This is a genomic window from Photobacterium sagamiensis (assembly GCF_050337085.1).
Taxonomy (GTDB): domain Bacteria; phylum Pseudomonadota; class Gammaproteobacteria; order Enterobacterales; family Vibrionaceae; genus Photobacterium; species Photobacterium sagamiensis.
This window is the reverse complement of record NZ_JAKJSP010000027.1, coordinates 73,943-96,231: the sequence shown is the minus strand read 5'-3', so window position 1 is coordinate 96,231 and position 22,289 is coordinate 73,943. Positions and strand designations below refer to the sequence as shown.

24 protein-coding genes are annotated in these 22,289 nt (G+C 49.0%); 5 read left to right on the top strand and 19 right to left on the bottom strand.

From position 1 onward, the window contains the following. Window positions 1-3 precede the first annotated feature (3 nt). The 14 genes from cysQ to gspC all read right to left on the bottom strand — a co-directional run bounded on the left by cysQ (window position 4) and on the right by gspC (window position 12,738). Window positions 4-837 (bottom strand): 3'(2'),5'-bisphosphate nucleotidase CysQ, encoded by an 834-nt coding sequence (gene cysQ, locus L4D76_RS14285; protein ID WP_428441561.1) that lies wholly within the window; start codon window positions 835-837, stop codon window positions 4-6. Between the two features lie 9 nt (window positions 838-846). Beyond that, a complete protein-coding gene (gene nudE / locus L4D76_RS14280; RefSeq protein WP_428441560.1) occupies window positions 847-1,398 on the bottom strand; it encodes an ADP compounds hydrolase NudE in 552 nt (183 codons plus the stop codon). A 117-nt stretch (window positions 1,399-1,515) separates the two neighbouring features. Next, window positions 1,516-2,274 (bottom strand): type II secretion system protein N, encoded by a 759-nt coding sequence (locus tag L4D76_RS14275; RefSeq protein WP_428441559.1) that lies wholly within the window; start codon window positions 2,272-2,274, stop codon window positions 1,516-1,518. A 2-nt stretch (window positions 2,275-2,276) separates the two neighbouring features. After that, window positions 2,277-2,753: a type II secretion system protein M gene (locus L4D76_RS14270; protein ID WP_428441558.1), complete on the bottom strand. Its 477-nt coding sequence runs from the start codon at window positions 2,751-2,753 to the stop codon at window positions 2,277-2,279. After that, entirely contained in the window at window positions 2,750-4,024 is a 1,275-nt protein-coding gene (gene gspL / locus L4D76_RS14265) for a type II secretion system protein GspL (protein WP_428441557.1), read from the bottom strand. The genes L4D76_RS14270 and gspL overlap by 4 nt, the downstream gene beginning before the upstream one ends. Next, window positions 3,993-5,000, bottom strand: a complete 1,008-nt coding sequence (gene gspK, locus L4D76_RS14260) for a type II secretion system minor pseudopilin GspK (RefSeq protein WP_428441556.1) — start codon at window positions 4,998-5,000, stop codon at window positions 3,993-3,995. Before gspK ends, gspL begins: the two co-directional genes overlap by 32 nt. After that, complete coding sequence (gspJ, locus tag L4D76_RS14255; RefSeq protein WP_428441555.1) at window positions 5,000-5,674, bottom strand: type II secretion system minor pseudopilin GspJ; 675 nt, start codon at window positions 5,672-5,674, stop codon at window positions 5,000-5,002. The genes gspK and gspJ overlap by 1 nt, the downstream gene beginning before the upstream one ends. After that, entirely contained in the window at window positions 5,661-6,020 is a 360-nt protein-coding gene (gene gspI, locus L4D76_RS14250) for a type II secretion system minor pseudopilin GspI (RefSeq protein WP_428441554.1), read from the bottom strand. The genes gspJ and gspI overlap by 14 nt, the downstream gene beginning before the upstream one ends. Next, window positions 6,017-6,598, bottom strand: coding sequence for a type II secretion system minor pseudopilin GspH (gene gspH / locus L4D76_RS14245; protein WP_428441553.1), 582 nt, complete (start codon window positions 6,596-6,598; stop codon window positions 6,017-6,019). The genes gspI and gspH overlap by 4 nt, the downstream gene beginning before the upstream one ends. A gap of 18 nt (window positions 6,599-6,616) precedes the next feature. Then, window positions 6,617-7,051 carry a type II secretion system major pseudopilin GspG gene (gene gspG / locus L4D76_RS14240; RefSeq protein ID WP_428441552.1) on the bottom strand — a complete coding sequence of 145 codons (435 nt, stop codon included), beginning with the start codon at window positions 7,049-7,051 and terminating at the stop codon, window positions 6,617-6,619. A gap of 23 nt (window positions 7,052-7,074) precedes the next feature. Further along, window positions 7,075-8,295 (bottom strand): type II secretion system inner membrane protein GspF, encoded by a 1,221-nt coding sequence (gene gspF / locus L4D76_RS14235; RefSeq protein ID WP_428441551.1) that lies wholly within the window; start codon window positions 8,293-8,295, stop codon window positions 7,075-7,077. Beyond that, window positions 8,295-9,797, bottom strand: a complete 1,503-nt coding sequence (gene gspE, locus L4D76_RS14230; protein WP_428441550.1) for a type II secretion system ATPase GspE — start codon at window positions 9,795-9,797, stop codon at window positions 8,295-8,297. The genes gspF and gspE overlap by 1 nt, the downstream gene beginning before the upstream one ends. Continuing rightward, the gene (gene gspD, locus L4D76_RS14225) at window positions 9,797-11,803 is read right to left on the bottom strand and encodes a type II secretion system secretin GspD (protein ID WP_428441549.1); all 2,007 of its coding nucleotides are present in this window, start codon (window positions 11,801-11,803) and stop codon (window positions 9,797-9,799) included. Before gspD ends, gspE begins: the two co-directional genes overlap by 1 nt. Before the next feature lie 41 nt (window positions 11,804-11,844). Further along, the gene (gene gspC / locus L4D76_RS14220; protein WP_428441548.1) at window positions 11,845-12,738 is read right to left on the bottom strand and encodes a type II secretion system protein GspC; all 894 of its coding nucleotides are present in this window, start codon (window positions 12,736-12,738) and stop codon (window positions 11,845-11,847) included. 296 nt (window positions 12,739-13,034) lie between these two features. Between gspC and hslR the strand changes: the two genes are divergently transcribed. The 3 genes from hslR to pckA all read left to right on the top strand — a co-directional run bounded on the left by hslR (window position 13,035) and on the right by pckA (window position 16,295). Then, window positions 13,035-13,442, top strand: coding sequence for a ribosome-associated heat shock protein Hsp15 (hslR, locus tag L4D76_RS14215; protein ID WP_428441547.1), 408 nt, complete (start codon window positions 13,035-13,037; stop codon window positions 13,440-13,442). A gap of 20 nt (window positions 13,443-13,462) precedes the next feature. Beyond that, the gene (gene hslO / locus L4D76_RS14210) at window positions 13,463-14,341 is read left to right on the top strand and encodes an Hsp33 family molecular chaperone HslO (protein ID WP_428441546.1); all 879 of its coding nucleotides are present in this window, start codon (window positions 13,463-13,465) and stop codon (window positions 14,339-14,341) included. Between the two features lie 322 nt (window positions 14,342-14,663). Beyond that, window positions 14,664-16,295: a phosphoenolpyruvate carboxykinase (ATP) gene (gene pckA, locus L4D76_RS14205; protein ID WP_428441545.1), complete on the top strand. Its 1,632-nt coding sequence runs from the start codon at window positions 14,664-14,666 to the stop codon at window positions 16,293-16,295. A gap of 8 nt (window positions 16,296-16,303) precedes the next feature. Here the strand turns inward: pckA and L4D76_RS14200 are convergent, their stop codons facing one another. Further along, window positions 16,304-16,528 (bottom strand): hypothetical protein, encoded by a 225-nt coding sequence (locus tag L4D76_RS14200; protein WP_428441544.1) that lies wholly within the window; start codon window positions 16,526-16,528, stop codon window positions 16,304-16,306. Between L4D76_RS14200 and L4D76_RS14195 the strand changes: the two genes are divergently transcribed. Continuing rightward, window positions 16,497-18,542: an AsmA family protein gene (locus L4D76_RS14195; RefSeq protein WP_428441543.1), complete on the top strand. Its 2,046-nt coding sequence runs from the start codon at window positions 16,497-16,499 to the stop codon at window positions 18,540-18,542. The genes L4D76_RS14200 and L4D76_RS14195 overlap by 32 nt on opposite strands. On the opposite strand, the gene L4D76_RS14190 is transcribed toward L4D76_RS14195, so the two are convergent. The 3 genes from L4D76_RS14190 to L4D76_RS14180 form a co-directional block, all read right to left on the bottom strand. Further along, the gene (locus L4D76_RS14190; protein WP_428441542.1) at window positions 18,497-19,417 is read right to left on the bottom strand and encodes a bifunctional GNAT family N-acetyltransferase/hotdog fold thioesterase; all 921 of its coding nucleotides are present in this window, start codon (window positions 19,415-19,417) and stop codon (window positions 18,497-18,499) included. The two genes, L4D76_RS14195 and L4D76_RS14190, sit on opposite strands and share 46 nt — an antisense overlap. Window positions 19,418-19,539: 122 nt before the next feature. After that, window positions 19,540-19,977, bottom strand: a complete 438-nt coding sequence (dtd, locus tag L4D76_RS14185) for a D-aminoacyl-tRNA deacylase (RefSeq protein WP_428441541.1) — start codon at window positions 19,975-19,977, stop codon at window positions 19,540-19,542. Then, the gene (locus tag L4D76_RS14180; protein WP_428441540.1) at window positions 19,974-20,939 is read right to left on the bottom strand and encodes a virulence factor BrkB family protein; all 966 of its coding nucleotides are present in this window, start codon (window positions 20,937-20,939) and stop codon (window positions 19,974-19,976) included. Before L4D76_RS14180 ends, dtd begins: the two co-directional genes overlap by 4 nt. A 105-nt stretch (window positions 20,940-21,044) precedes the next feature. Here L4D76_RS14180 and L4D76_RS14175 point away from each other — a divergent pair, with 105 nt between their 5' ends. Next, a complete protein-coding gene (locus tag L4D76_RS14175; protein ID WP_428441539.1) occupies window positions 21,045-21,686 on the top strand; it encodes a DUF2959 domain-containing protein in 642 nt (213 codons plus the stop codon). 4 nt (window positions 21,687-21,690) lie between these two features. Here L4D76_RS14175 and L4D76_RS14170 read toward each other — a convergent pair whose 3' ends face one another. Beyond that, on the bottom strand, window positions 21,691-22,224 hold the full coding sequence (locus L4D76_RS14170) for an AAA family ATPase (RefSeq protein ID WP_428441538.1): 534 nt from the start codon (window positions 22,222-22,224) through the stop codon (window positions 21,691-21,693). Window positions 22,225-22,289: the final 65 nt, after the last annotated feature.

Sequence of the window (22,289 nt, the reverse complement as noted above, 5' to 3'; positions counted from 1 at the left end):
CAATCACTTCTCATCCAGCAAGCGATTATCTGGCGTCAAAATCGTCGCCCAAGGAAGCGATATATCCCCTAAGGCAATAAAATTAGGGTTTTCCAGCGTGTCACGCTCATTGTATGACAGGGGATCAAGATGCGTATTGAGAATACGCCCGCCCGCTTCTTCAACAATGCATTGCGTCGCCGCAGTATCCCACTCACCGGTTGGGCCTAAGCGTAAATAACAGTCTACCGCGCCTTCTGCTACCAGGCACGATTTCAACGCGGCCGATCCCAATGGGACCAACTCATAATTCAATGAAGGATCAAGACGTTCCGTAATCGTCCGAACATCCTGGCGACGGCTGATCGCAACCGCTATCGATTGTGTTGGCAACTCATGCGTATGCGTCGCGATACGTACCGTTTCACCTTCGGGGGTGATCTTCCAGGCGCCTTGACTGCGGTAAGCATAATAAACCACACCAGAAACCGGCGCATATACTACGCCCATAATTGGCGTGTTACCTTCGACTAAAGCAATGATCGTCGCGAAATCACCGCTACCAGCAATAAATTCCTGGGTGCCATCCAGCGGATCCACCAGCCAGTAACGCTGCCATTGACTGCGCTCTGACAGGGGTACTTCTGCATCTTCTTCTGATAACACCGGAATATCAGGAGTCAGTTCAGTTAATCGCGCCACCACCAGTTTATGTGCCGCTAAATCAGCGCTGGTCACAGGCGTATTATCTTGTTTAATTTCCTTTTCAAACTGGCCACACTGGTAAATATCGAGGATCACTTGCCCAGACTCACGAGCAATATCAATCACCGATGGTAAAAGATTCGATAACTCCATAACTCGCTCCTAGTTTGAAAGTTGCTTTAACGCGAGGAAAAGTGCCGTGATACTTCGGGCTTCAGCAAAGTCGAGATGGCTGATCAGCTCTTCGCCCTGATTGACAGGCCAGCGAACAATTTCTAATGGCTCCGGTTCATCACCTTCCAGCTGCTCCGAATACAAATCTTGTGCTAAGAACAAGGTCATCCGGCTGGAAAAATAAGAAGGAGCCAGGACCACTTCCTTAAGAAGCTGTAATTGTTTCGCACCAAAGCCAATTTCTTCTTTCAGCTCCCGATTGGCTGCCTGCTCAGCGCTCTCTCCGGCATCGATCAGGCCTTTGGGGAAGCCAAGCTCATAGCGATCAGTCCCTGCAGAATATTCTCTGATCAGCAACAAATCACCGTCAGCAGTAACAGGCACGACCAACACAGCATGATGATTGCTGGGTTTCATCCGCTCATAAGTACGTTCAACGCCATTGGAAAAACGTAAGCCAAGAGACTCGATTTTAAACAGTTGTGATTGGGCCACAACTTCGGTCGATAAGATTTCGGGTTTGTTTTTGCCAGCCGCCATGCCGTTTTCCTGTATCACCATAGTATGGCTATTTAAGGGCAATAGCCGGGTGAAATAAAGTAATTTCTTTGGAAACCTTTAACCTTGTTAAAATGTCAGCCGATCTCGGTACGATTATTATAAGCGCCCGCTATAGGCTATTTTGTAACGTCCTTTACTATCGGGGTTACCTAACCACTTTAATTGCTGGCCTAATTGAGGCGGAAATTCAGCGCCGGGCTTAAACCAGCCATTTAAGCTGTAGCTCTGGTTGACCGCTAACGATGCTTGCCAGTCGCTGGATATATCTGCTGAAGATTGGCTTGCCTGCGCTGTCAGTTGACCTTGTTCGCAGCCCAGATCCGCAATAACAGGGCCGGGATTGATCTCGCCCAGGGGAGAACGAATATTGGCGGATGTCCACGCCAGTGAGCCATCTAACGCGGAACAATAAGGAGCCTGATACTGATAATCACGAACGGTCAGTTCAAGATTACCTGTCACCGTTGCCGGAATAGGTGCACGAGCATATTTCAGGATATTCTGAGCCGGTACCGATACCAGTAAATTTTCCGCAAATGCACCGGATGTGCCGTAACCCACCGTCCCCCGACCATCGAACGCCAGATCGCTGCCCTTCCCGAAACGCACGGCAAATGAAGCTTTACCTGTCAGCAGAGCAGCCAGGCTCATGTCCCACTGCACTCGCCCCAGATTCTGCTCTTGCCATCTGACTTGTGATGCCACTCCCTGCCAGGGCGTACCACTGATCCCCGCAACCATTAATCCTTTAACTGGCGGCATCTGCTGCCATAACCAGCTGGCCGGAACATGGGCAATTAAGCTACCGATTAAGACGGCACCAAAGGTGGTACCTAATGCTAATTTAAACTTCACGTTTATCCTCGCCCAAGCTGTAGGCGGTTCACTTCGACCATACCATTTGCATCTGTTTTAGAAACATCCAGAAACTGCGCTTCGATACCATGCTCTTCGCGTAAAAAAGAGAGCCAGTTGACTAATGTATTAAATGATAAAGGTTTAACCCACACTTGTACTGCCTCGCTGCGAGGCTGCATACGAATAAGCTCAATACGGAAACGGTTAGTGGTTTCATTAACAACCTGGTTAAGACCTTTATTGCTAACTGCCACTGCCGAGCCGGATGCACCTTTCAGGCGGACTATCTGCTCGGCTTTTCCTTCCACCCAGCTAAGTAACTGACGCTCAGCCTGAATACGTGTTTGTGCCATTTCTGCCCGGTTCGCCAATGGCTGCCACAATCCCCAGTAAATAACCGCAAGAACTAATGCACCGGCACCACCCAACACCAGACGTTGCTCGCGCAGACTTAAGGCTTTCCACCACGCGTTCATGATTTTCTCCTTAATACCACGGCACCATTAACCTGATTTCCTTCTTTATTCAACTGGCCTTGCTCCACCTCAAATTCCTTCGCCAGTAAGGTGCGCAGTTGCTCGAAATGCTGAAATTCTGCGGCACTTGCCTGAAGACGTAATTCACCACGATTCTGATCATACTTCATATTCAGAATCGTCATTTGCGGCACCTTACTCAGCACCGGTTTAAGTTGCAGCAGCCACGGTAGTAACCCCTGATCACTGCCACCGCCACCAAGACGGGCGATCGCACTGTTCATCTGGTTTTTAAGGTAACTTTGTGAAGGAATACGTTTAAATTCAGGTAACACCTGACGGAAAATACGCTCGCTTTCAGCCCGATAAGCCTGCGCCTGCAGTTCCAGCCTTTGCACTGACACAAAGTGTTCAACGACGACAGTCGTCAATACCAATCCCGCAGCAATCGCCACCTTACGCCATGGTTTCAGATGTTTTCGCCATGCCGATTGTGGTTTATATGGCCCGGACAACAGGTTAACTTTACTGCTTTCAGCACCTTCTGCGAGCAACTGCATGACCAGCTCAGGGGGTTCAGGTTGCCATTTACCCGGCATATTCTCTGGTGCCGGCGTAAAGTGATGAATGGTTAATACCGGGGAACCGTCTGCTTCTTCAGCTCCTGCCTCTTCCTCAGTCTCTTGCTCTTCGCTCTCAACGACATCGGTAGCAATCGGCGCTTTTTGTGCCAGCAACCAGCTAGCCAGCCATGACGGCTCCGCACAAATACCCTCAGCTTCAGACTGACGGACCAACCATTGCCGCTCAAGTTCAGCAGCACTATAACCATCACCGTATAGTGGCAGACACAAACAGTCTGGCACCAGCTTTTTCACTTCCATGCCCGCCTGGGCTAACTCACTCAGCCATTGCTCAATTTTTTTGTGTTCGATAATAGCGACATTGGCAATATCACCTTGACGCTTTATCAGATGCACATGCAGTGAATCAACATCCTGTGCCAGCTCTTCTTCTAACAGGTAGGGTAAAACTGCTGCCAACTGACGCCCGCTGCCGGCAGGAATAACAACCTGAGTTAACAGCAGCTCACTGGCAGGAACAAGCGCAATAACCGGACGCTGCGCCGCATACTCAGCCAATTCATTCAATTGCGTCATATCGGCCAACTGGCCTGATGCAATGACTTCGTTTTGCTGTGGCGACCAGACCAGCCATTGCACCGGCTGTTCACGCCGGCTACTTAGCCTTATTGTCAGAAATTCGCTCACTGATCCCTCCATAACGGCGACGAATCACTGTCACCTCTTCTTGAGCATCACGTTTAAGTAATGCAACTAACCTAAGCCTGGCTCGATCGACCAATACTTCTGTATCTAATTGAAAATAATTGCTGCTCACCGCCAAGTGACTTTCAGCACGCTTTATGGTTGCGGCATCAATCCGGCTGATCGTCGGCTCGTTCTTAAAATCATCAACACTTTGCCAGCCATCATAGGGACGAGCAGCAATTAACGTCTCGGCATCTGATAATGATAACGCCGGGGTAAATAAACCCACTAGCAGGGCGGCCTGCTTCTCATCAATGGTATTCACGTTCAGCACCATATCTGCGCTTGGCAGTGCACAAAGCAGGTGCTTGGCTTTATTGTAAATCTGGCCGGTGACACCATTTATGGCGCGAAACTCACTGACATCTGCCAGCCAGTCATTCGGGGGTAAATAAGGCGGGAGAAAACCTTCATAAGTGCTGTCTTCAGCACCAAACGACGACTGTACGACATCATCCGGATCGACGAATTCCCAGCTGGAATCTGCAACGACTTCAGCCTCATAGCTCTCGACGCCAACCTCTTCCAGCAGTGATTGCAGATAGCTCACTAAAAACGGCTTCTTGGTTCGATCCGCTTCTGGTTTTACACCACTTAATGCATTGAGGTTAAAACAGGCCTGGCGATCAACAATGTCGCCAATCGCTTCACCGTTATCTAAAGGGTAACGTTGCCCTTTGGTTGCCCATGCCTGGCTCAGGTTAACGGTATCACTGTCATCGATACCTTGCTTAATCGCCACCTTTGCCAGCTCTTCCATTCCCTGGGCATACCAGTAAGCCTGCTGATTCAGCACCTGGTTCTCAACCCGGTAGAAGTTAATATGTAATCGTTCGGTCATTTGTACAGCGAGCAGAGTCATCAAGGCTAATAGCAACAAGACAACGATCAGCGCAACGCCTTTTTGTTGTTTCATTAACTGTTGTCCTCCTGCCCAACCGTACTGAGCCCTGATACCGGTAACAGGTAAACGCGCTCAATGTCGCCAAAATCAGCCAGGGTCATTTTGACCATAATGCCTTCAGGTAACGCGGCGTCTTTCGACCACTCATCGACCCATTTTTTTTCGCTGTAATAACGGAAAGAGAGCTGGGTAACATCCGCTAAGGTTTCGCGTATTAAAGGCTCTGTACCCACCACCGTATCAGGGTAGCGGAACCACATCCGCTCCAGTCTGTCTTCTATGATCCGATAACCAACCCGGACATTTTCACCCCGCGGAAACATCTGCTGCGGGTTCTGCCAGCCGGCACGAGTAAATATGATGCCCTGGCTTTCTGAATCAAGCAGGTACTCACCTGACAGCAACAGCTTCTCTGAAGGTTCTTCACCCTGATTGCGCACCCTGCGCGCCACGATCTGACGGAAATCGTTATCCATCATAACCATGGCTCGTTGAATCGACTTCAGTCGTTCATTATGTTCACGAGACAGCTGATCACTCAGTTGTACCCCGCTCAGTACCTGATAGGCCGACAAGCTCAGCATGGCGAATACCGCAATGGCCACCAAGACTTCTAATAAGGTAAAGCCCCCTTGCTGCGTACCAGTACGTCGGTTCAAGGGACGGCGGCTATTAATTCGCAACATAAGTTCTGACCGTGACCACCGTTTGTTTCCTCTCAGCATCCGTTGCCACCGTGGCATCCAGCGCTCTTAAAAAACCGTCTGCCGTTTTAGTATTTTTAATGCTCCAGTACCATTCGCGTCCGGCCAGCTCAGACTTGCCGCGCTTCTCAGAAGCAGGGATCTGTCCCGACAGGCGGATCTTCGCCAACTCGTTATCTGCCACCATAACGGCAAAGGTTTTCTGCTCTAAGTAGCCCAGAGTGTTTAAATGCTGACTTACCGCTTTCATAACACTGAGCGCCGCCGTGGCAAACACCGCCAAAGCCACCAGCACTTCTAACAGGGTCATCCCGCGATTACGCTTCATCGTGTTTTCCCTGTTTTTAGCTCGTCACTAGGGCGGAGTAAAAAGAGCTGTCCCAATTCATCAGCCTGGATACGCCAGAACTGGTTTACACCATCCACTTCAAATGCCAGGGTAAACGGGGTGTATTCACCACTGGCCATCACCACAATTTGCGGCGGTTTAATCTTGTCTTTATCAGTTTGTTCAGCAAACAAGTCTTCATCGAACAGAGAGCCTGGTTTGAATAGACGATCTTTGTCTTGCCAGGAATAGCCACCCATTTCGACTCTCAAGTCGATATCGTCGCCGACTTCAACGTCAGTGAAAAAACGGGACTGGGCGATCGGCTGCCAGTCTTTACTGGTTAGCTCAAGAAACTGATAACTATGGCGCTCAATACGGATCCCGTAATCAACGCCATTGAGCAGGGCATCTTCACCCAGTAACTGAACCAGGTGATGAAAACGTGCAGCCTCTTCTTTTACCTTGTCTTCTTTGCTTTCCGGCAGTGTCATAATAACGGCCACAGCACTGGTTGCCAGCAGCACCAGTACCAACAAAATCTCAATTAAAGTAAAACCCGCTGCACGTTTATTCATGGTTATTTAATCCTGGACTTAGAAGTCCAGCATGTTCCAGTTACCAATATCGGTATTAACATCCTCACCGCCTTCTTGGCCATCGGCCCCCAGGCTGAAGATATCTATCGCACCATGCTCTCCGGGTATGACATAGTTATATTCATAACCCCAAGGGTCTTTAGGCAGACGTTTGATGTAACCACCGTTAGGATAATTACGAGGTTCAGGCGTTGATGATGGCTTCGACACCAGTGCATCCAACCCCTGATCAGTTGACGGGTAAACGCTGTTATCCAGCTTATACATATCCAGAGACTGCTCTAGTGCACTGATGTCAGTGACGACTTTTTGCTGATCGGCTTTTTCTTTGTTTCTCAACAGGTTTGGCACGACTAAGCTCGCCAACACACCTAAGATAACAATAACGACCATGACTTCTAGCAGCGTAAAGCCGCGTTGTTTGCGTTGCATTGAAAAAACCTCCAAAGGAAAAACTACATGCCTACCATGTCATTTAAGGCAATGATCGGCATTAAGGTGGCAATCACGATAAACATGACAATGCCTGCCATAAATACAATCAATAGTGGTTCAAAAATACCCAGCGCCATATTGACCTGAGATTCAAAATCCCGATCCTGATTATCAGCCGCTCGGGTTAACATCTGCTCCAACTCACCGCTGCGTTCACCACTGGCGATCATGTGCAGCATCATTGGCGGGAACAGTTTGGTTTTATCTAAAGAGACACGAAGACTCGAGCCTTCACGCACTTTATCTGCCGCTTCTAAAATTTGCTTATTGACCCAGGTATTGGTCATTACATCAGAGGCAACTTTCATCCCATCCAGTAACGGAATGGCACTGGAAGTACAAATTGACAGGGTACGGGCAAAACGTGAGGTATTCAGCCCGCGGGCCACTTTACCAATCACCGGTATCCGTAATACCCAGCGATCCCATCTCATTCTAAAGTCAGGCTTTTTCAGCGCGCTTTTAATCAGTGCGATAATCGAAACAATGACTATCACGATCACTATGCCCCAATTCTGCACAAAGTTACTGGCTGCCAGCAGGATTTCGGTAACCATTGGTAATTGCTGCCCCATCTGGACAAACTGATCAACAATCTTAGGCACCACAGTTGCCAGCAAAAACGCCACCACCAAAACAGCCACCAGAGTCAGCATGGTCGGATAGATCATCGCCTGCTGTAGCTTGCTGCGCATCTGCTGGCGGTTTTCAGTATAATCCGCCAGGCGATTGAGCACGGTCTCTAAGTGACCTGATTTTTCACCCGCCGCCACCATGGCACGAAATAGCTGATCAAACACATGGGAATACTCCGCCATGCTGTCTGACAGGGTATATCCTTCAACCACCCGAGAACGCACCGCCAGCAACATATTTTTCAGCCGCGGCTTTTCACTTTGCTCTGCGACGGCTTTTATACATTCTTCCAGAGGCATGCCAGCCTGAACAAGCGTCGCCAGCTGACGGGTGATCAATGACAGTTCATTCGCGCTAATACCACGACGAAACTGAAAACCGGTACCGGCCTGCTTTTTCTCTCGGCCCTGAGTTTGTACCACTTCTACCGGTACGAAACCTTGTTCGCGCAGTTGCTGACGTACCTGACGGGCATTATCCCCTTCCAGTACGCCCTTTTTCTGGCGACCTTTAGCATCAAGCGCTTTGTATTCGAATGCTGCCATTAGCCCTCCTTGGTCACTCGCATCACTTCTTCAAGGGTAGTGATACCTTTTTCGACCTTGAGCAAGCCGTCATCACGGATACTTGGCGTGTATTGTCGAATGACTTTTTCAATCGCCTGCTCACCCGCTTCAGCGTGGATCAGCTCCTGCACTGTGTCATCGATCAATAACAGTTCATGAATACCGGTACGGCCACGATAGCCTTTGTTATTGCAATGCTCACAACCCACTGCACGGTATAAAGTGAGTGGATCATTCTCACCCAGCTGGAACAGCTTTTTCTGCTCGGCATCAGCTTCATAGGGCTGACGACATTCAGTGCATAAGGTACGCACCAGACGCTGAGCCAACACCCCAAGCAAAGAAGAAGATACAAGAAAAGGTTCAATCCCCATATCGCGTAAACGGGTGATCGCACCGATCGCGGTATTGGTGTGCAAGGTCGACATTACCATGTGCCCGGTCAGTGAGGCCTGAACCGCTATAGAAGCCGTTTCCAAATCTCGAATTTCACCGACCATCACGACATCCGGATCCTGACGCAAAATAGCACGCAAACCTCTGGCGAAGGTCATATCGACTTTGGCGTTAACCTGAGTCTGACCAATACCATTGATATCAAACTCGATCGGATCCTCAACCGTTAAGATATTACTTTCCTGACTATTCAGCTCTTGCAAACCCGCATACAGGGTGGTGGATTTACCGGAACCGGTCGGACCGGTAACCAGGATAATACCGTGTGGACGCTGAATAATATGACGGAAGGTTTTATGGTTCTCAGCTGTCATCCCCAGACTATGCAAATCAAGGCGGGTTGCATTTTTATCGAGCAAACGCAGTACCACACGCTCGCCGTGTGACGACGGCATGGTTGAGACACGGACATCCACCGCCCGGCCACCGATACGCAGTGAGATACGACCATCTTGCGGCACACGCTTTTCAGCAATGTCAAGACGGGCCATCACCTTAATACGCGATACCAGCAAGGGGGCCAGCTTACGGCTCGGCTGCAACACTTCCCTCAATACACCATCAACCCGGAAACGGATCGACAGCATTTTTTCAAAGGTTTCGATATGGATATCAGAAGCCGCTTCTTTGATAGCCTCAGCCAGCATGGCATTGATCAATTTAATGATCGGTGCATCATCTTCTGATTCCAGCAAGTCTTCGGTTTCCGGCAACTCTTCGGCCAGCGAGAAGAAATCATCATTGTCTGAACCCAAATCTTCCATCAGCTGACGGGCTTCAGATGAATCCCGCTGATAAGCCTCGGTTAATTTCAGCTCAAACGCTTTCTCCGCCAGCTCAACCGGGGTAAAACTTCCGCTGGCAACACGGCGCACTTCCGCTAACACCACCGCAGATAGCTGACCACTGTAAAACAGTATCAAGCCTTGCTCGCCGGCTTCCAGTACCACACGGTGACGCCGGGCAAATGAAAAGGGCAAGCGGAACAAGGTGAGCACGTCGCCTTCCATGTTAACCGCAGCCATTACAGATCCTCCAACTGGGCAACAAAGGCGCGCACTTCAGCCGGCAGCTCAATATTATCACCGAATTTAGGCAAGACCGGTGGCATGGTATCGGGCATTAATTTCAGCCCCTGATCGGCCTTGTAAAGCTGTTCGGCACGAATGTAATTATATTTACGCTGAGTGATACCATCAGCCGTCACACCGTCGCGGATAATCGTCGGCTTAATAAATATCATCAGATTTCTTTTGGTGGTCGTGGTATTAGTTGACTTAAACAGATGGCCCAATATCGGAATATCACCTAACAGCGGAATTTTCGATTCACTTTCATTGGTTTGTGTATCGATCAAGCCGCCCAGCACGATCATCTGGCCATCTTGCACCAGCACGGAGGTGTTCAGCTGACGCTTGGCAAAACGGACATCCACAGCACCGTTCGCCCCGATCACACTGGATACTTCCTGTTCAATTTTCATCTGTACCGAATCGCCTTCATTGATCTGCGGGATAACATTTAACTTAATCCCCACTTCTTTACGTTCAACGGTCTGAAATGGATTGTCATTACTGGAGCTTGACGTCGAGCCCGTGACCACCGGAACTTCTTCACCCACAATGAATGAGGCTTCACCGTTATCCAATACGGTAATACTGGGTGAAGAGAGAATATTGGAGTTGGTATCTGTGGCAACGGCATTAACCAGCATGGTCCAGTCCCCCATCATCACCCCCAACATTGCACCATTCACACCACCGAGGGCACTGGCCAGGGTACTGTAGTCACCTTGCGTATCTGGATTTTGAGTTACAACTCCACTTTCAGATACGACAGTTGTACCTTCCACATCCTCTGCTTCTTTGAGGCCGATCGCATACTGGGAAATCGGAAGTCCTGAATTGGCAAACTGCACCACCCCATTATCCAGTGAGCCCCACTGCACCCCGAGGTTGACACCGTCACCTTCGGCAATCTCGACAATCATCGCTTCAATCAGCACCTGAGCACGGCGAATATCCAGCTGGGCAATAATATTTTCCAGTGCCCGCATAATATCAGGCGGGGCAGTCACGATCAGCGCATTGGTATCAACATGCGCCGATATCATGACTTCTGATTTGCTAGCCGATTTTTTACCGCCGCCTTGTTTTTCAGCCTGTAAATTTTCAGACACACCCTTAAGCACGTCGACCAGATCTTCCGCATTGGCATATTTCAGATATACCACACGGTTATTTCCTGATGTCGCCATCTCTCTGTCCAGCTGACGGATCAGGCGGGTCAGGCGGGCACGCACTTTCGGATCGCCAGACAATAATACCGTATTGGTACGCTCATCGGCCACCAGCTTTGGCTGCAGGAATGCCGGTGTACTTTTGGCGTTTGTGGTTTTGTTCAGCGCATCAACTATCCGTACCATTTCTGCCGCCGACGCATTGCGCAACTCGATCGCGACAACTTCTTTGTCACCGGCACGGTCAACCCGTTCAATGATTTCAGCGAGTCGATTCACCACGGCTGCCCGGCCGGTGATCATGATGATATTGGCAGGATCATAGTGAACCACATTACCTGCACCGGCGTTATCATTAAGCTGGCGTAACAATGGCGAAAGCTCACGAACAGAAACATTGCGAACAGCAATCACCCGGGTGACCACGACATCGCCTGTCACCTTATCGTCAGCACCAATCACAGGAATGGCAGAAATTTTCGCATCTTTGTCACGAATAACTTTCAGTATCCCGTTTTCCATCTCGACCACAGCAAAGCCGTACACTTCCAGTACATTGAGGAAAAACTGGTAATATTGCTCATCATTCAGTAAGTCGTAACTGCGCACATTCACCTGACCACGCACCGCGGGATCGACAATGATCGTTTTCTCCAGATTACGCCCGACGATATTAATGAATTCCTGAATATCAGTTCCTTTGAAGCTGGCACTAAAGTCACTAGCCATCACTGAGCTGCATAGCAAGCTACTTGCCAACCACAGGGCGCTCTTACCCATCCATTTTTTCACAAAAAACTCCTGCGCTTAATCGCTTGTTCGCTGCCGAATCACTACTGCAATTCAATATAAATATCGTGTAATTGACCTTCTCGCTCAACCGTTAACGTAAAGTCAGTCGCTTGGGACAATTCCGTCCACAGTTTAGCCATGACGGTTGGGTCGGTTAAATCATTGCCATTAAGGCTGACCGCCAAATCATCTGCTACAAGACCAACGGCATCAAATAACACACGGTCCTTACCCGGGTTAACGCGGTAGCCCACTAACTCGCCATCCTTCTTCACTTGCGACAAACGAATATAGCTAAACAACGTTTGCGGCTTGTCGAGTATCTCCTGCTTAATTTTAGTCAATTGGGATGTTGCCGGCGATTTAGAAGAACGACTTGGAGCCGGTTGACGGCTGGAGGATTGAGACTGAGATTTTGAAAACTTCAACCCATCAAGCATCAGGGTTTCATCACGACCACTGTTACGGATAATCACCCGATCAACATAAACCGCCTGTAAGGTTGCACGCGTTCCTTCAATGGCTTCGTTAAGACCATAAGTATTTTGCTTACCGCCTTTAGTAATAACCGCAAGGCTGGTTTCAGGACGCGAACTCGCGACCACGCCCACCAAGGTTAAATTCAGCCTGGTTTGCGGAGCATCTTGCTTAACCGGTTCTTTTTTTATGATCGGCGCATCTTGCTGATAGCGACCGAATAAATTCATACTCAGTACATCAGAGAGCGGAAAGGCCGATGTCTTGCCACCAGAAGCTGATGCCACTTGTGCCTGCCAGGGAGTAACATCTGTCGCGGGCTTCACAAATGACCACGCCAATCGTCCCAGAAGCCATGCCAACATCACGACCAATAGCCACGTCATTATTCGTGTCACTGTTTGTGCCGACAGCGGACGCTTGGAGTAAAGTGCTCCAAACCACTTTGTTGCAACCATTCTTAAATCCATTATTCCTGAGAATGCATATCGTGCGATTAGCCAACCTGATCACATAGAATACTCTTTCTGAAGATATTAAGGCAGTAGAGCAGGGCTGAAATCATTCAATATAGCCATCCAGATCACGTAAAAAACACAATTACTATCAATAGACTAGATCTATCCGGGAATTAATTCTCTTATTAATGTTGAAATTTCGACCCGATAACACCATTAACTAGACTTAACCCGCTGCTGACGCAGTCAATGCATTATGCTATTTTTATCGCCCAATTTTGGGTAAGGAGCCCGTTGTGAGTCGTCAATCATCGAATTCAGACCCTCTTGAGGTCCGTCTTGATAAATGGCTATGGGCAGCGCGTTTTTATAAAACTCGCTCAATTGCCCGAAACATGGTCGATGGTGGCAAAGTGCACTACAACGGCCAGCGTTCCAAGCCAAGTAAAATTGTCGAAGTCGGCGCTGAAGTCAGAGTAAGACAGGGCAACGAAGAAAAAACGATCATCATTGAGAAGCTGTCAAGTGCACGCCGGGGAGCGCCGGAAGCACAAACCTTATATAAGGAAACGGCAGACAGCCTTAAGCAACGCGAGCAACATGCACAAATGCGCAAGCTTAATGCTTTTGACAGTCCCTGCCCTGATAAGCGCCCTGATAAAAAGCAACGACGCGATATAATTAAATTTAAGAGCAGTAACTAATTGCTGGAGAAGACAAGCTAATGACAAACGATAATCTGTACCGTTACCTATTTGAAGGTGTATCTGTACGTGGTGAGCTCGTCCAATTAGGCGACACATATCAACACATCATTTCCAGCAAGGAATACCCGGCACCCGTGCAGAAGCTATTAGGCGAACTGCTTGTCGCAACCAGCTTGCTTACGGCAACGCTGAAGTTTGAAGGTTCGATCACGGTACAGCTGCAAGGTGACGGCCCGGTAAAGCTCGCTGTCATCAACGGTGATCACGATCAGAAACTACGTGGTGTGGCTCGTTGGGAAGGCGACGTTCCTGCTGAAGGCAATATCCATGATCTGATGGGTAAAGGCCACCTGGTGATCACCATTACCCCAACGAAAGGTGAACGCTACCAGGGCGTCGTGGGCTTGGAAGGCGACAGCCTGGCACACTGCCTGGAAGGTTACTTCGCAAATTCAGAGCAACTGAAAACCCGTATCTGGTTACGAACGGGAGAGTTTGCCAATAAAGCGACAGCGGCGGGTATGCTGCTTCAGGTATTGCCTGACGGCCAAGGTACCTCTGGTGATTTTGAGCACCTTGAACAGCTCACCGACACCGTAAAAGACGAAGAATTGTTTGGCCTTGAAGCACAAGACGTGCTTTTCCGCCTGTACCATCAGGAAGAAGTACAATTATTCGATCCTCAACCGGTTGAATTCCATTGCGGTTGTTCACGAGAGCGCAGTGCCTCTGCAATTTGCTCGATTGACCGCGCTGAAATCGAGCATATCCTGGCCGACAAAGGGAAAGTCTCGCTGCACTGCGACTACTGCGGTACCTGCTATGACTTTGATAGTATTGATGTGGCTGCGCTACTAGAGAGTGCATCTGAAGGCGATAACAGCCAAGTACACTAATTAATTCTCATCCCGTATAAACACCTGAAAATAGAAAAATAGCCGAATCCATTTCGGCTATTTTTTTACCTGAAGCACACTTTACCCCCCGCCGTTACACTCTCTTTCATGCTCTTTCCCCGGCTTTTTTTTAGAGAAATATTAATCTCATCCACTAGCGCAAACGTTTTACATCACTGTAAACTACCACCCACACAAGCTTTAAGACTTTTACTTAAGCTTAACATTTCAGTGGTTATTTTTTGATAAACATCCCTGAATTAGCCCTTTAGGGTTGCTAGCATGGTCAACAGTTAAACATCATCTTACCCAAGGAGCACCTATGACTGTCATCAACGTCGAAAAAAAGGTTGCAAAAAGCGTGGATCTGTCTAAATACGGTATCAATAATGTTACAGATATCGTGCGTAACCCTTCGTACGAAGCTTTATTCGAAGAAGAAACCAAGCCTAGCTTAGAAGGATATGAAAAAGGTATCGTAACCGAGCTTGGCGCAGTGTCTGTTGATACCGGTATTTTCACCGGCCGTTCGCCTAAAGATAAGTTCATCGTTAAAGATGATACTACCCGCGATACCCTATGGTGGGCAGACCAAGGTAAGAACGACAACAAAGCGATCGACCAGAACGCCTGGGATGATCTTAAATCACTGGTAACTAACCAGCTTTCCGGCAAGCGCCTGTTTGTGGTTGACGGTTACTGTGGTGCCAACCCAGATACCCGCCTGTGCACTCGCTTTATCACAGAAGTTGCCTGGCAGGCTCACTTCGTGAAAAACATGTTCATCCGCCCGACGGAAGAAGAGCTTGAAAGCTTTGAACCTGATTTTGTGGTCATGAACGGCGCGAAGTGCACCAATGAGAAGTGGGAAGAGCATAGTCTGAACTCTGAAAACTTCACAGTCTTTAACCTGACTGAAAAAATGCAGCTTATCGGCGGTACCTGGTACGGCGGTGAGATGAAGAAAGGTATGTTCGCAATGATGAACTACTTCCTGCCCCTTAAAGACATCGCATCGATGCACTGCTCTGCCAACATGGGCGAAAACGGTGATGTGGCAGTATTCTTCGGGCTATCCGGTACAGGTAAAACAACCCTGTCGACCGATCCTAAACGTGCCCTGATTGGTGATGATGAGCATGGCTGGGACGATAACGGTGTCTTCAACTTTGAAGGCGGCTGCTATGCGAAAACCATCAACCTGTCTAAAGAAGCGGAACCCGATATCTATAACGCCATCCGTCGTGATGCGCTGCTAGAAAACGTGACCGTTCGCGGTGACGGTGCAATTGATTTTGACGACAACTCGAAAACTGAGAATACCCGTGTTTCTTACCCTATCTACCACATTGAAAACATTGTTAAGCCAGTGTCGAAAGGTGGCCATGCAAACAAGGTGATCTTCTTGTCTGCTGATGCATTCGGGGTGCTCCCTCCGGTATCAAAACTGACACCAGAGCAAACTAAGTACCACTTCCTGTCGGGCTTTACCGCAAAACTAGCCGGCACTGAACGTGGTATTACTGAGCCAACGCCAACGTTCTCGGCGTGTTTCGGTAATGCGTTCCTGACCTTGCACCCTACCAAATATGCTGAAGTACTGGTGAAGCGTATGGAAGCGGCAGGTGCAGAAGCCTATCTGGTGAATACCGGTTGGAACGGCACGGGTAAGCGTATTTCGATTCAGGATACTCGCGGTATTATCGATGCCATTCTTGATGGGTCTATCGACCAGGCTGAAACTAAAGATATCCCAATCTTTAACCTGGAAGTACCAACATCACTACCAGGCGTTGATCCTGCCATTCTGGATCCACGTGATACTTACGTTGATCCTCTGCAGTGGGAGAGCAAAGCAATCGATCTGGCTGAGCGCTTCATTAATAACTTCGATAAGTATACTGATACTTCAGAAGGGGCCGAGCTGGTCGCTGCGGGTCCGCAGTTAGACTAATCTCACTACTATATTCTAAGCCCCTCACTTGAGGGGCTTTCTTTTTTTACTTCCGCAATACCGACAAAACCAAACATTCCAAGAAAAACGATCATCTCTATGAAAACCAATGTATTTCCTTGCAGCTCACCCGCTTTTACGCCACTCTGAGTAATGCCAAACTGACTCATATCCGCTTGGTATAAAAGAAGGAGGGCATCAATGCGTACAGTGGGGAAAATTTTCGCAACCATCGTGGTACTACTGCTATTAAGCTGTACTATTATTCTGACATTACTCCACACCCAGTACGCCACCGCCATCATCAGCCGTAGCATTAATACCTTTACTGACTATCAGCTTAAGGCTGATAACATTGCCTATCACATCAGCGATCCCTGGCACCTTCAACTAGAGCAGCCTCAGCTAAACTATCGCCAAGTTCCTGTGTTAAGAGCAGACCAGTTGCAGTTATGGCTGGCCCCTTTGCAATTATTCAAGCAAGGCTGGTATTTCGACAGCGTATTAATAGATGGTACGGAACTTCAACACTCCGTAAATCTTAAGGCTCTGCCCACTCTTTATATTTCGCGCCTGGCATTAAATAACCTGAATATCACTTCGCCAGCCATCAGCCTGCAAGATGCCCGCTTGCAGGTAGACAACTGGAATAGCCTGGCTCAGCCGTGGGGACAATTTAGTGGTGACTTCCAACTGTCAGCTTCCCAGCTCAGCTGGCAGAATATCATTCTGGATAATGTCCTCATTGATGGTGACTACTATGATCAAAAATGGAAATTGTATGGTTTTTCTTTTGACTGGCAACACGCCAGCCTTAACGGTCAGGCCGAGTACTTAGCTTCCGGCGCGCAACCTGACTCTCTCATTCTGCACCAACTCACTCTGACAGGATTACAATTACAGAATCCAGCTCTGCTTGAGCAATTCAAGGCACAACTTGCACAATTAAAGGCTACCGATTTCACCGTGAATATCAAACGTCTTGATATCCTGGAAAGCAGCGTGGAAGTGCCTGAGTATGCCTTAAATACAGTGAATTTATCGCTGCAAGACTGGCACTGGCCAGCGACTTACTGGCAGCAACAAAACGCTCACCTGTCCCTCAGTGCCAGCAGTATTCAATGGCAAGAGACTGTATTTGAAGAACCACTGGTTGAACTGTTTTTTGCACCGCAACAAATCACCATCGATGGCTTGTCGGGTAAAGTCTTGGACGGTTTTATCCAGACCGATGGCGCATTAACGCCTGATCTGCTGGCACTCAATCAAGTCACCATCAATGGCATTAAATGGCTGCGCCCCGAACAATGGCGCCAATCCGCCTCCACACTGAACAGGGTATTTGATGATATCAGCATAACAAAGTTGGATGTGGGCTACGCCCAGTTGACAGATAACAACCCATTATTCCCTATCCAGTTGACCGGGCTGAATATCAATGGCGAAGATCTGCTCCTCAAACGTCATGGACAATTGGGATTATGGCAGGGCGAACTGAGCGTCAGTGCCAGCTTTGCCAGTGTTAACCGAGTCACGATGATTGAGCCGTATATTATGATGCAAAGCCAGGCTGGAAACTGGCAGCTTACGCAGGCAATCGTCCCCTTCAAAAACGGCTTGCTGGACGCAACGGGGGAAATCCAGCTTGATCGGCCAGGTCAACCCTGGCAGTTATACCTCCAGGCAGACAGTATGCCGGCCAGCACTTTACCTTATTGGTTCCAGCTGCCTCTGCCGTTAAGCGGCGCAATGGATATCACATTATCAGCCACAGGACTGGCACAGCATCAGACCAGCCTGGCTTACAGTTTAAGCGGTGAGTTAACCGCCGCATTCCGGCAATTACAGTCGCGAGAACTGACGACTGAGCAGCTATGGCAACTCTGGAGTCAGCCCGGCAAAGAACTGACTGATATTGATTGGCAATCCCGCAACAGATCAGACAATTCATCAAGACACTTAGCAAATAACGCATCAAACAGCACGGCCGAAGCGTCAGCGCCGGTTCAGCCGTTTTCGGCAACACCATTGCAAATTACCGCCGATCGCGGGCGCTTGGTGATTGATCCAATGACGCTGAGCGGCAGCGGGATTGAAGCAAATATACAGGGAAAATGGGATCTGGCCAATTCGGCAGAACAAGCCGTTAAGCTGGAGGCAAAGCAAGGCTGCCAGCAGCTCATCCGCGAGTGGCAAGGTGATCAACGACGGCTGTCGCTATCTTCCTGTAATGGAAACAACATATAAGTACCGGTAAATGTGGAAGCCCGTTGCTCACCACTGTAAACACTCACTTCGACCGTCACCCGACCTTTGCGGCCACTCGCCAGGCGATCAAAATCGCCGCTCAGGGTTTCGACGGAAGCCACGGCACGTGGACGCTCTTTCACCGGTGCGATATAACGGATATGGCTATCCACCAGCACAATGTCAGCCTGCAGTTTGCGTTCTTTAATCAGCATCCAGATAAAGCCCCAGCCCGCTAACGTCGCCATGGTAAAAATACTGCCGGCAAACATAAACTCACTCGGGTTGAGGTTAGCATTGATCAGTGCACTGACTTCAAAACGGTAACCGGTGTACTGGCTGATTTTAACCCCCATCTTTTCACTGATCGGGATTTGATATTGCCATAACTCCTGTAGCTCCTGACACCATTCCGGGTGGCGCACGACATCGGTTAGCGGGTCAAGGTGCTTCAGCATTTGCTGGTGACGCACCGGGCCGCGTTCATCACTTAACTCGCCCTGGCTGGCAAAGCTGTTTTTCAGATAAAACGGGATCGCATCTTCCCGGGAATTACAGACCAGACGCTTCGCGCCTTCCTGCCGTGCCAGCGACTCTAAGGCCATCAGGACCAATGCCCCCATGCCCTTATGACGAAATTCAGGGTGCACCGCCATGAATCGGATCTGCCCGTCATTATCCGGGGTCATATAAAGCCGACCGATAGCAATGGTTTCGCCTTTATCATCCACTATCATGCGATGGCAGCTCAGCTCATCGTAAGCATCCCGCTCAGAACCAACAGGCATGTGCCATGGTTCACGCAAAATACGCCAGCGAAAATTATAGTAGCTCGCTAACTCAGTATCCGTTTGTGGTGTGATCAGTCGAAACATGCCATCCCTCTCTCGCATTGCCCGGTAGGTTATCGTTATCCATCTCGAACCAGAACAGCCTGGCTAATAAATGATAGTTTGCCACTACCATTAAGCACAAAGCTTTATCAATCAGATTGATATTAAACCTGAAGCCAAAATGTCACTGGGCCATCATTCAATAATGCCACTTTCATATCAGCAGCAAAAATACCGGTTTCAGTCTGAATTTCTTTATCCATACAACATTCGACAAAATAATCGTACAAGCGTTCCGCATCAGCGGGGGCGGCACCGGCAGAAAAGCTCGGACGCATGCCGCTATTCGTGTCTGCAGCCAGAGTAAATTGCGACACCACTAAGACGCTGCCACCGGCTTGCTGGACATTCAGATTCATTTTTCCGGCGTCATCTTCAAACACACGATAACCCAAAACCTTATCACGTAAACGCTGCGCTTTTGCTTCATCGTCTCCTTTCTCTACCCCCAGTAAAACCAGCAAACCTTTTCCGATGGTGCCTGTTACCTGGCCATCGACAGTCACACTGGCTTCACTTACACGTTGAATTAGCGCAATCATTTACTTTGTTCCTTCTCACTTTTTGTTTCAAAATGGCTTGTTACGTCAGAATGTTTTTTAACGTCTGCACCATCTTTATCAGAGTGGGCAGGCTTTGCCTGGTCTGCAACCAGCCAATGTGTTCGCTCACCTAAACTGGCGGTAATTTCCGCCCCCAGCAGCACAATACACCAGCATAAATAGACCCAGACAAACAGGATCGGGATCACGGCCAACGCGCCATAGATCACCTGGTAGGAGGGAAAATTGGTGATATAGAGAGCAAAACCCTTTTTACTCAACTCAAATAGTACACTGGCCGTCAAAGCGCCAATCAGGGCATGGCTCAACTTCACCTTGATATTGGGCACCAGTAAATACAACCCCAGAAACGCACAGCTTGACATAATCACCGGCAGCCCGCGCAGCGTCTGTTGAAACAGGCCACTGACCGCCTCGCTGTCGAGCAAATTCAGCGACCCGAGGTAAGAGCTGACCGCAATACTGGAGCCGACCAGAATGGGGCCTAAGGTTAATACCATCCAATATATTGAGAACGAAATCACCGGACGACGCTTCTCATGAACTCGCCAGATATAATTTAGCGATTTATCAATCGATGACATCAGCATCATGGCGACGACAAACAATGCCCCCACACCGACCGCCGTCATCTTACCGGCATTGGCGACAAATTCATTGAGATACTGTTTCACCACCTCACCGGCGGCCGGCACAAAATTTTCAATGACGAAATTTTGCAATAAGTCCCCTAAACCGACAAAAACCGGAAAAGCAGACAGCGCCGATAACACCACGGTGATCATCGGAACCAGTGACAACAAAGTCACATAGGCCATCGAGCCCGCAGTGACGGTGAGCCGATCATGGCCAATACGCCGGTGCAGATAGGTAAAGTAGGCAAAGCCAACCTTGGCCTGCCGGAGCAATTGCATCTTGCCAGTTATTTTATTGTCAGCCATATTCATTTAATCTATTGGTATATATTTCAAAGTCTAATACGGATTGCTCAATGCGGTTAGGAACCCTATCCCCGTGACGGACTCACCCCAGACAAGGAACCGGACATGCCTTACCTGCTTGCCATCTTATTAAGCACCACCCTGTTATCAGGCTGCCAGAGTGCCTACTATTCCGCCATGGAACAAGTCGGCGTCCATAAACGTGAGATTATGGTGGACCGGGTTGAAGACGCCACCGAAGCGCAACAAGATGCCCAAACCCAATTTACCAGCGCCCTCGATGCCTTAAAAGCCCTTAACCAGTTTGACGGCGGTGAACTGGAAGCCACCTACGACCGAATCAATGAACAGTATGAAGCCAGCGCTGATGCCGCCGAAAAAGTGAGCGAGCGTATTGCCGCCATCGAAGATGTCGCGGATGCACTGTTTGACGAATGGCAGGATGAACTAGCGCTATACACCAGCGCCAACCTCAAACGCGACAGTGAAAAGAAACTCAAAGCCACCCGGGCGTCTTACCAGAGAATGTTAACGGCAATGCACCGTGCCGAGAAGAAAATGACGCCGGTGCTCAATACGCTGCGAGATAACACCCTATACCTGAAACATAATCTCAATGCTGCTGCAATTGGCTCTTTGCAAGGTGAGTTTACATCACTGCAAAATGATATTCAGCGAGCCATTATCGACATGCAAACCGCCATTGATGAGTCTGAACGCTTTGTTTCGAAGCTGAAGAACACATAACACCTTAAGCCTTTAGCGACATGCGGGCCAGCACCCAGCTGGCTCGTTCTTCAATACTTCCCCACGGCACCGTCATCACCTCATAACCCAGGCTTTCATAGGTCGTGATCAGCTGCTCATGGATCGCCTGTGCTTCCGCAAAACTATGGGGACGCTCTTCATCCTGACAATACGTCGTATCATGGGGCGTACAAAAGAACACCTGTTTGGCATAACCCGATGAGGCATCAATATAAGGTTGGCTGACAGGCTCTCCGCCGATGGTCAGGTAAGCGCAAATATCCGGGACAGCCCGATCAACAAAAGCCGGCATGGTGCCTTTTTCAGCAAAACGACGTTGCTCTGCCATCATCTCCAGACACAGTTCGGCAAAGGCCGGTAGGTTGGTCCAGGGTAACACGCCATTCGTCAGAGCGGCTTGTTCCTGAATTAAGGTACGAGATACTTCAGGGAAGACTAAATAGCCTTTGTTTCCCAACGCATTGAGTAAGGTGGTTTTACCCGCGCCCGGACCGCCGGTAATAATAATTGGCTGCATACTGCTTCGCTCATCGTGCATTAAGCAACCAGTATACTGTAAAGTGGGCAGGCTGTGGAAAATCA

Coding starts and splice junctions, on each gene's coding strand:
- gspJ (WP_428441555.1), bottom strand. CDS start 5,674: ATGTTGCGAATTAATAGCCGCCGTCCCTTGAACCGACGTACTGGTACG.
- L4D76_RS14180 (WP_428441540.1), bottom strand. CDS start 20,939: ATGGCTGACAATAAAATAACTGGCAAGATGCAATTGCTCCGGCAGGCC.
- cysQ (WP_428441561.1), bottom strand. CDS start 837: ATGGAGTTATCGAATCTTTTACCATCGGTGATTGATATTGCTCGTGAG.
- hslO (WP_428441546.1), top strand. CDS start 13,463: ATGACAAACGATAATCTGTACCGTTACCTATTTGAAGGTGTATCTGTA.
- gspH (WP_428441553.1), bottom strand. CDS start 6,598: ATGAATAAACGTGCAGCGGGTTTTACTTTAATTGAGATTTTGTTGGTA.
- gspE (WP_428441550.1), bottom strand. CDS start 9,797: ATGGCTGCGGTTAACATGGAAGGCGACGTGCTCACCTTGTTCCGCTTG.
- L4D76_RS14170 (WP_428441538.1), bottom strand. CDS start 22,224: ATGCAGCCAATTATTATTACCGGCGGTCCGGGCGCGGGTAAAACCACC.
- L4D76_RS14200 (WP_428441544.1), bottom strand. CDS start 16,528: ATGGTTGCGAAAATTTTCCCCACTGTACGCATTGATGCCCTCCTTCTT.
- gspK (WP_428441556.1), bottom strand. CDS start 5,000: ATGAAACAACAAAAAGGCGTTGCGCTGATCGTTGTCTTGTTGCTATTA.
- L4D76_RS14195 (WP_428441543.1), top strand. CDS start 16,497: ATGCGTACAGTGGGGAAAATTTTCGCAACCATCGTGGTACTACTGCTA.
- nudE (WP_428441560.1), bottom strand. CDS start 1,398: ATGGCGGCTGGCAAAAACAAACCCGAAATCTTATCGACCGAAGTTGTG.
- pckA (WP_428441545.1), top strand. CDS start 14,664: ATGACTGTCATCAACGTCGAAAAAAAGGTTGCAAAAAGCGTGGATCTG.
- L4D76_RS14270 (WP_428441558.1), bottom strand. CDS start 2,753: ATGAACGCGTGGTGGAAAGCCTTAAGTCTGCGCGAGCAACGTCTGGTG.
- L4D76_RS14190 (WP_428441542.1), bottom strand. CDS start 19,417: ATGTTTCGACTGATCACACCACAAACGGATACTGAGTTAGCGAGCTAC.
- L4D76_RS14175 (WP_428441539.1), top strand. CDS start 21,045: ATGCCTTACCTGCTTGCCATCTTATTAAGCACCACCCTGTTATCAGGC.
- dtd (WP_428441541.1), bottom strand. CDS start 19,977: ATGATTGCGCTAATTCAACGTGTAAGTGAAGCCAGTGTGACTGTCGAT.
- gspI (WP_428441554.1), bottom strand. CDS start 6,020: ATGAAGCGTAATCGCGGGATGACCCTGTTAGAAGTGCTGGTGGCTTTG.
- gspF (WP_428441551.1), bottom strand. CDS start 8,295: ATGGCAGCATTCGAATACAAAGCGCTTGATGCTAAAGGTCGCCAGAAA.
- gspG (WP_428441552.1), bottom strand. CDS start 7,051: ATGCAACGCAAACAACGCGGCTTTACGCTGCTAGAAGTCATGGTCGTT.
- gspC (WP_428441548.1), bottom strand. CDS start 12,738: ATGGTTGCAACAAAGTGGTTTGGAGCACTTTACTCCAAGCGTCCGCTG.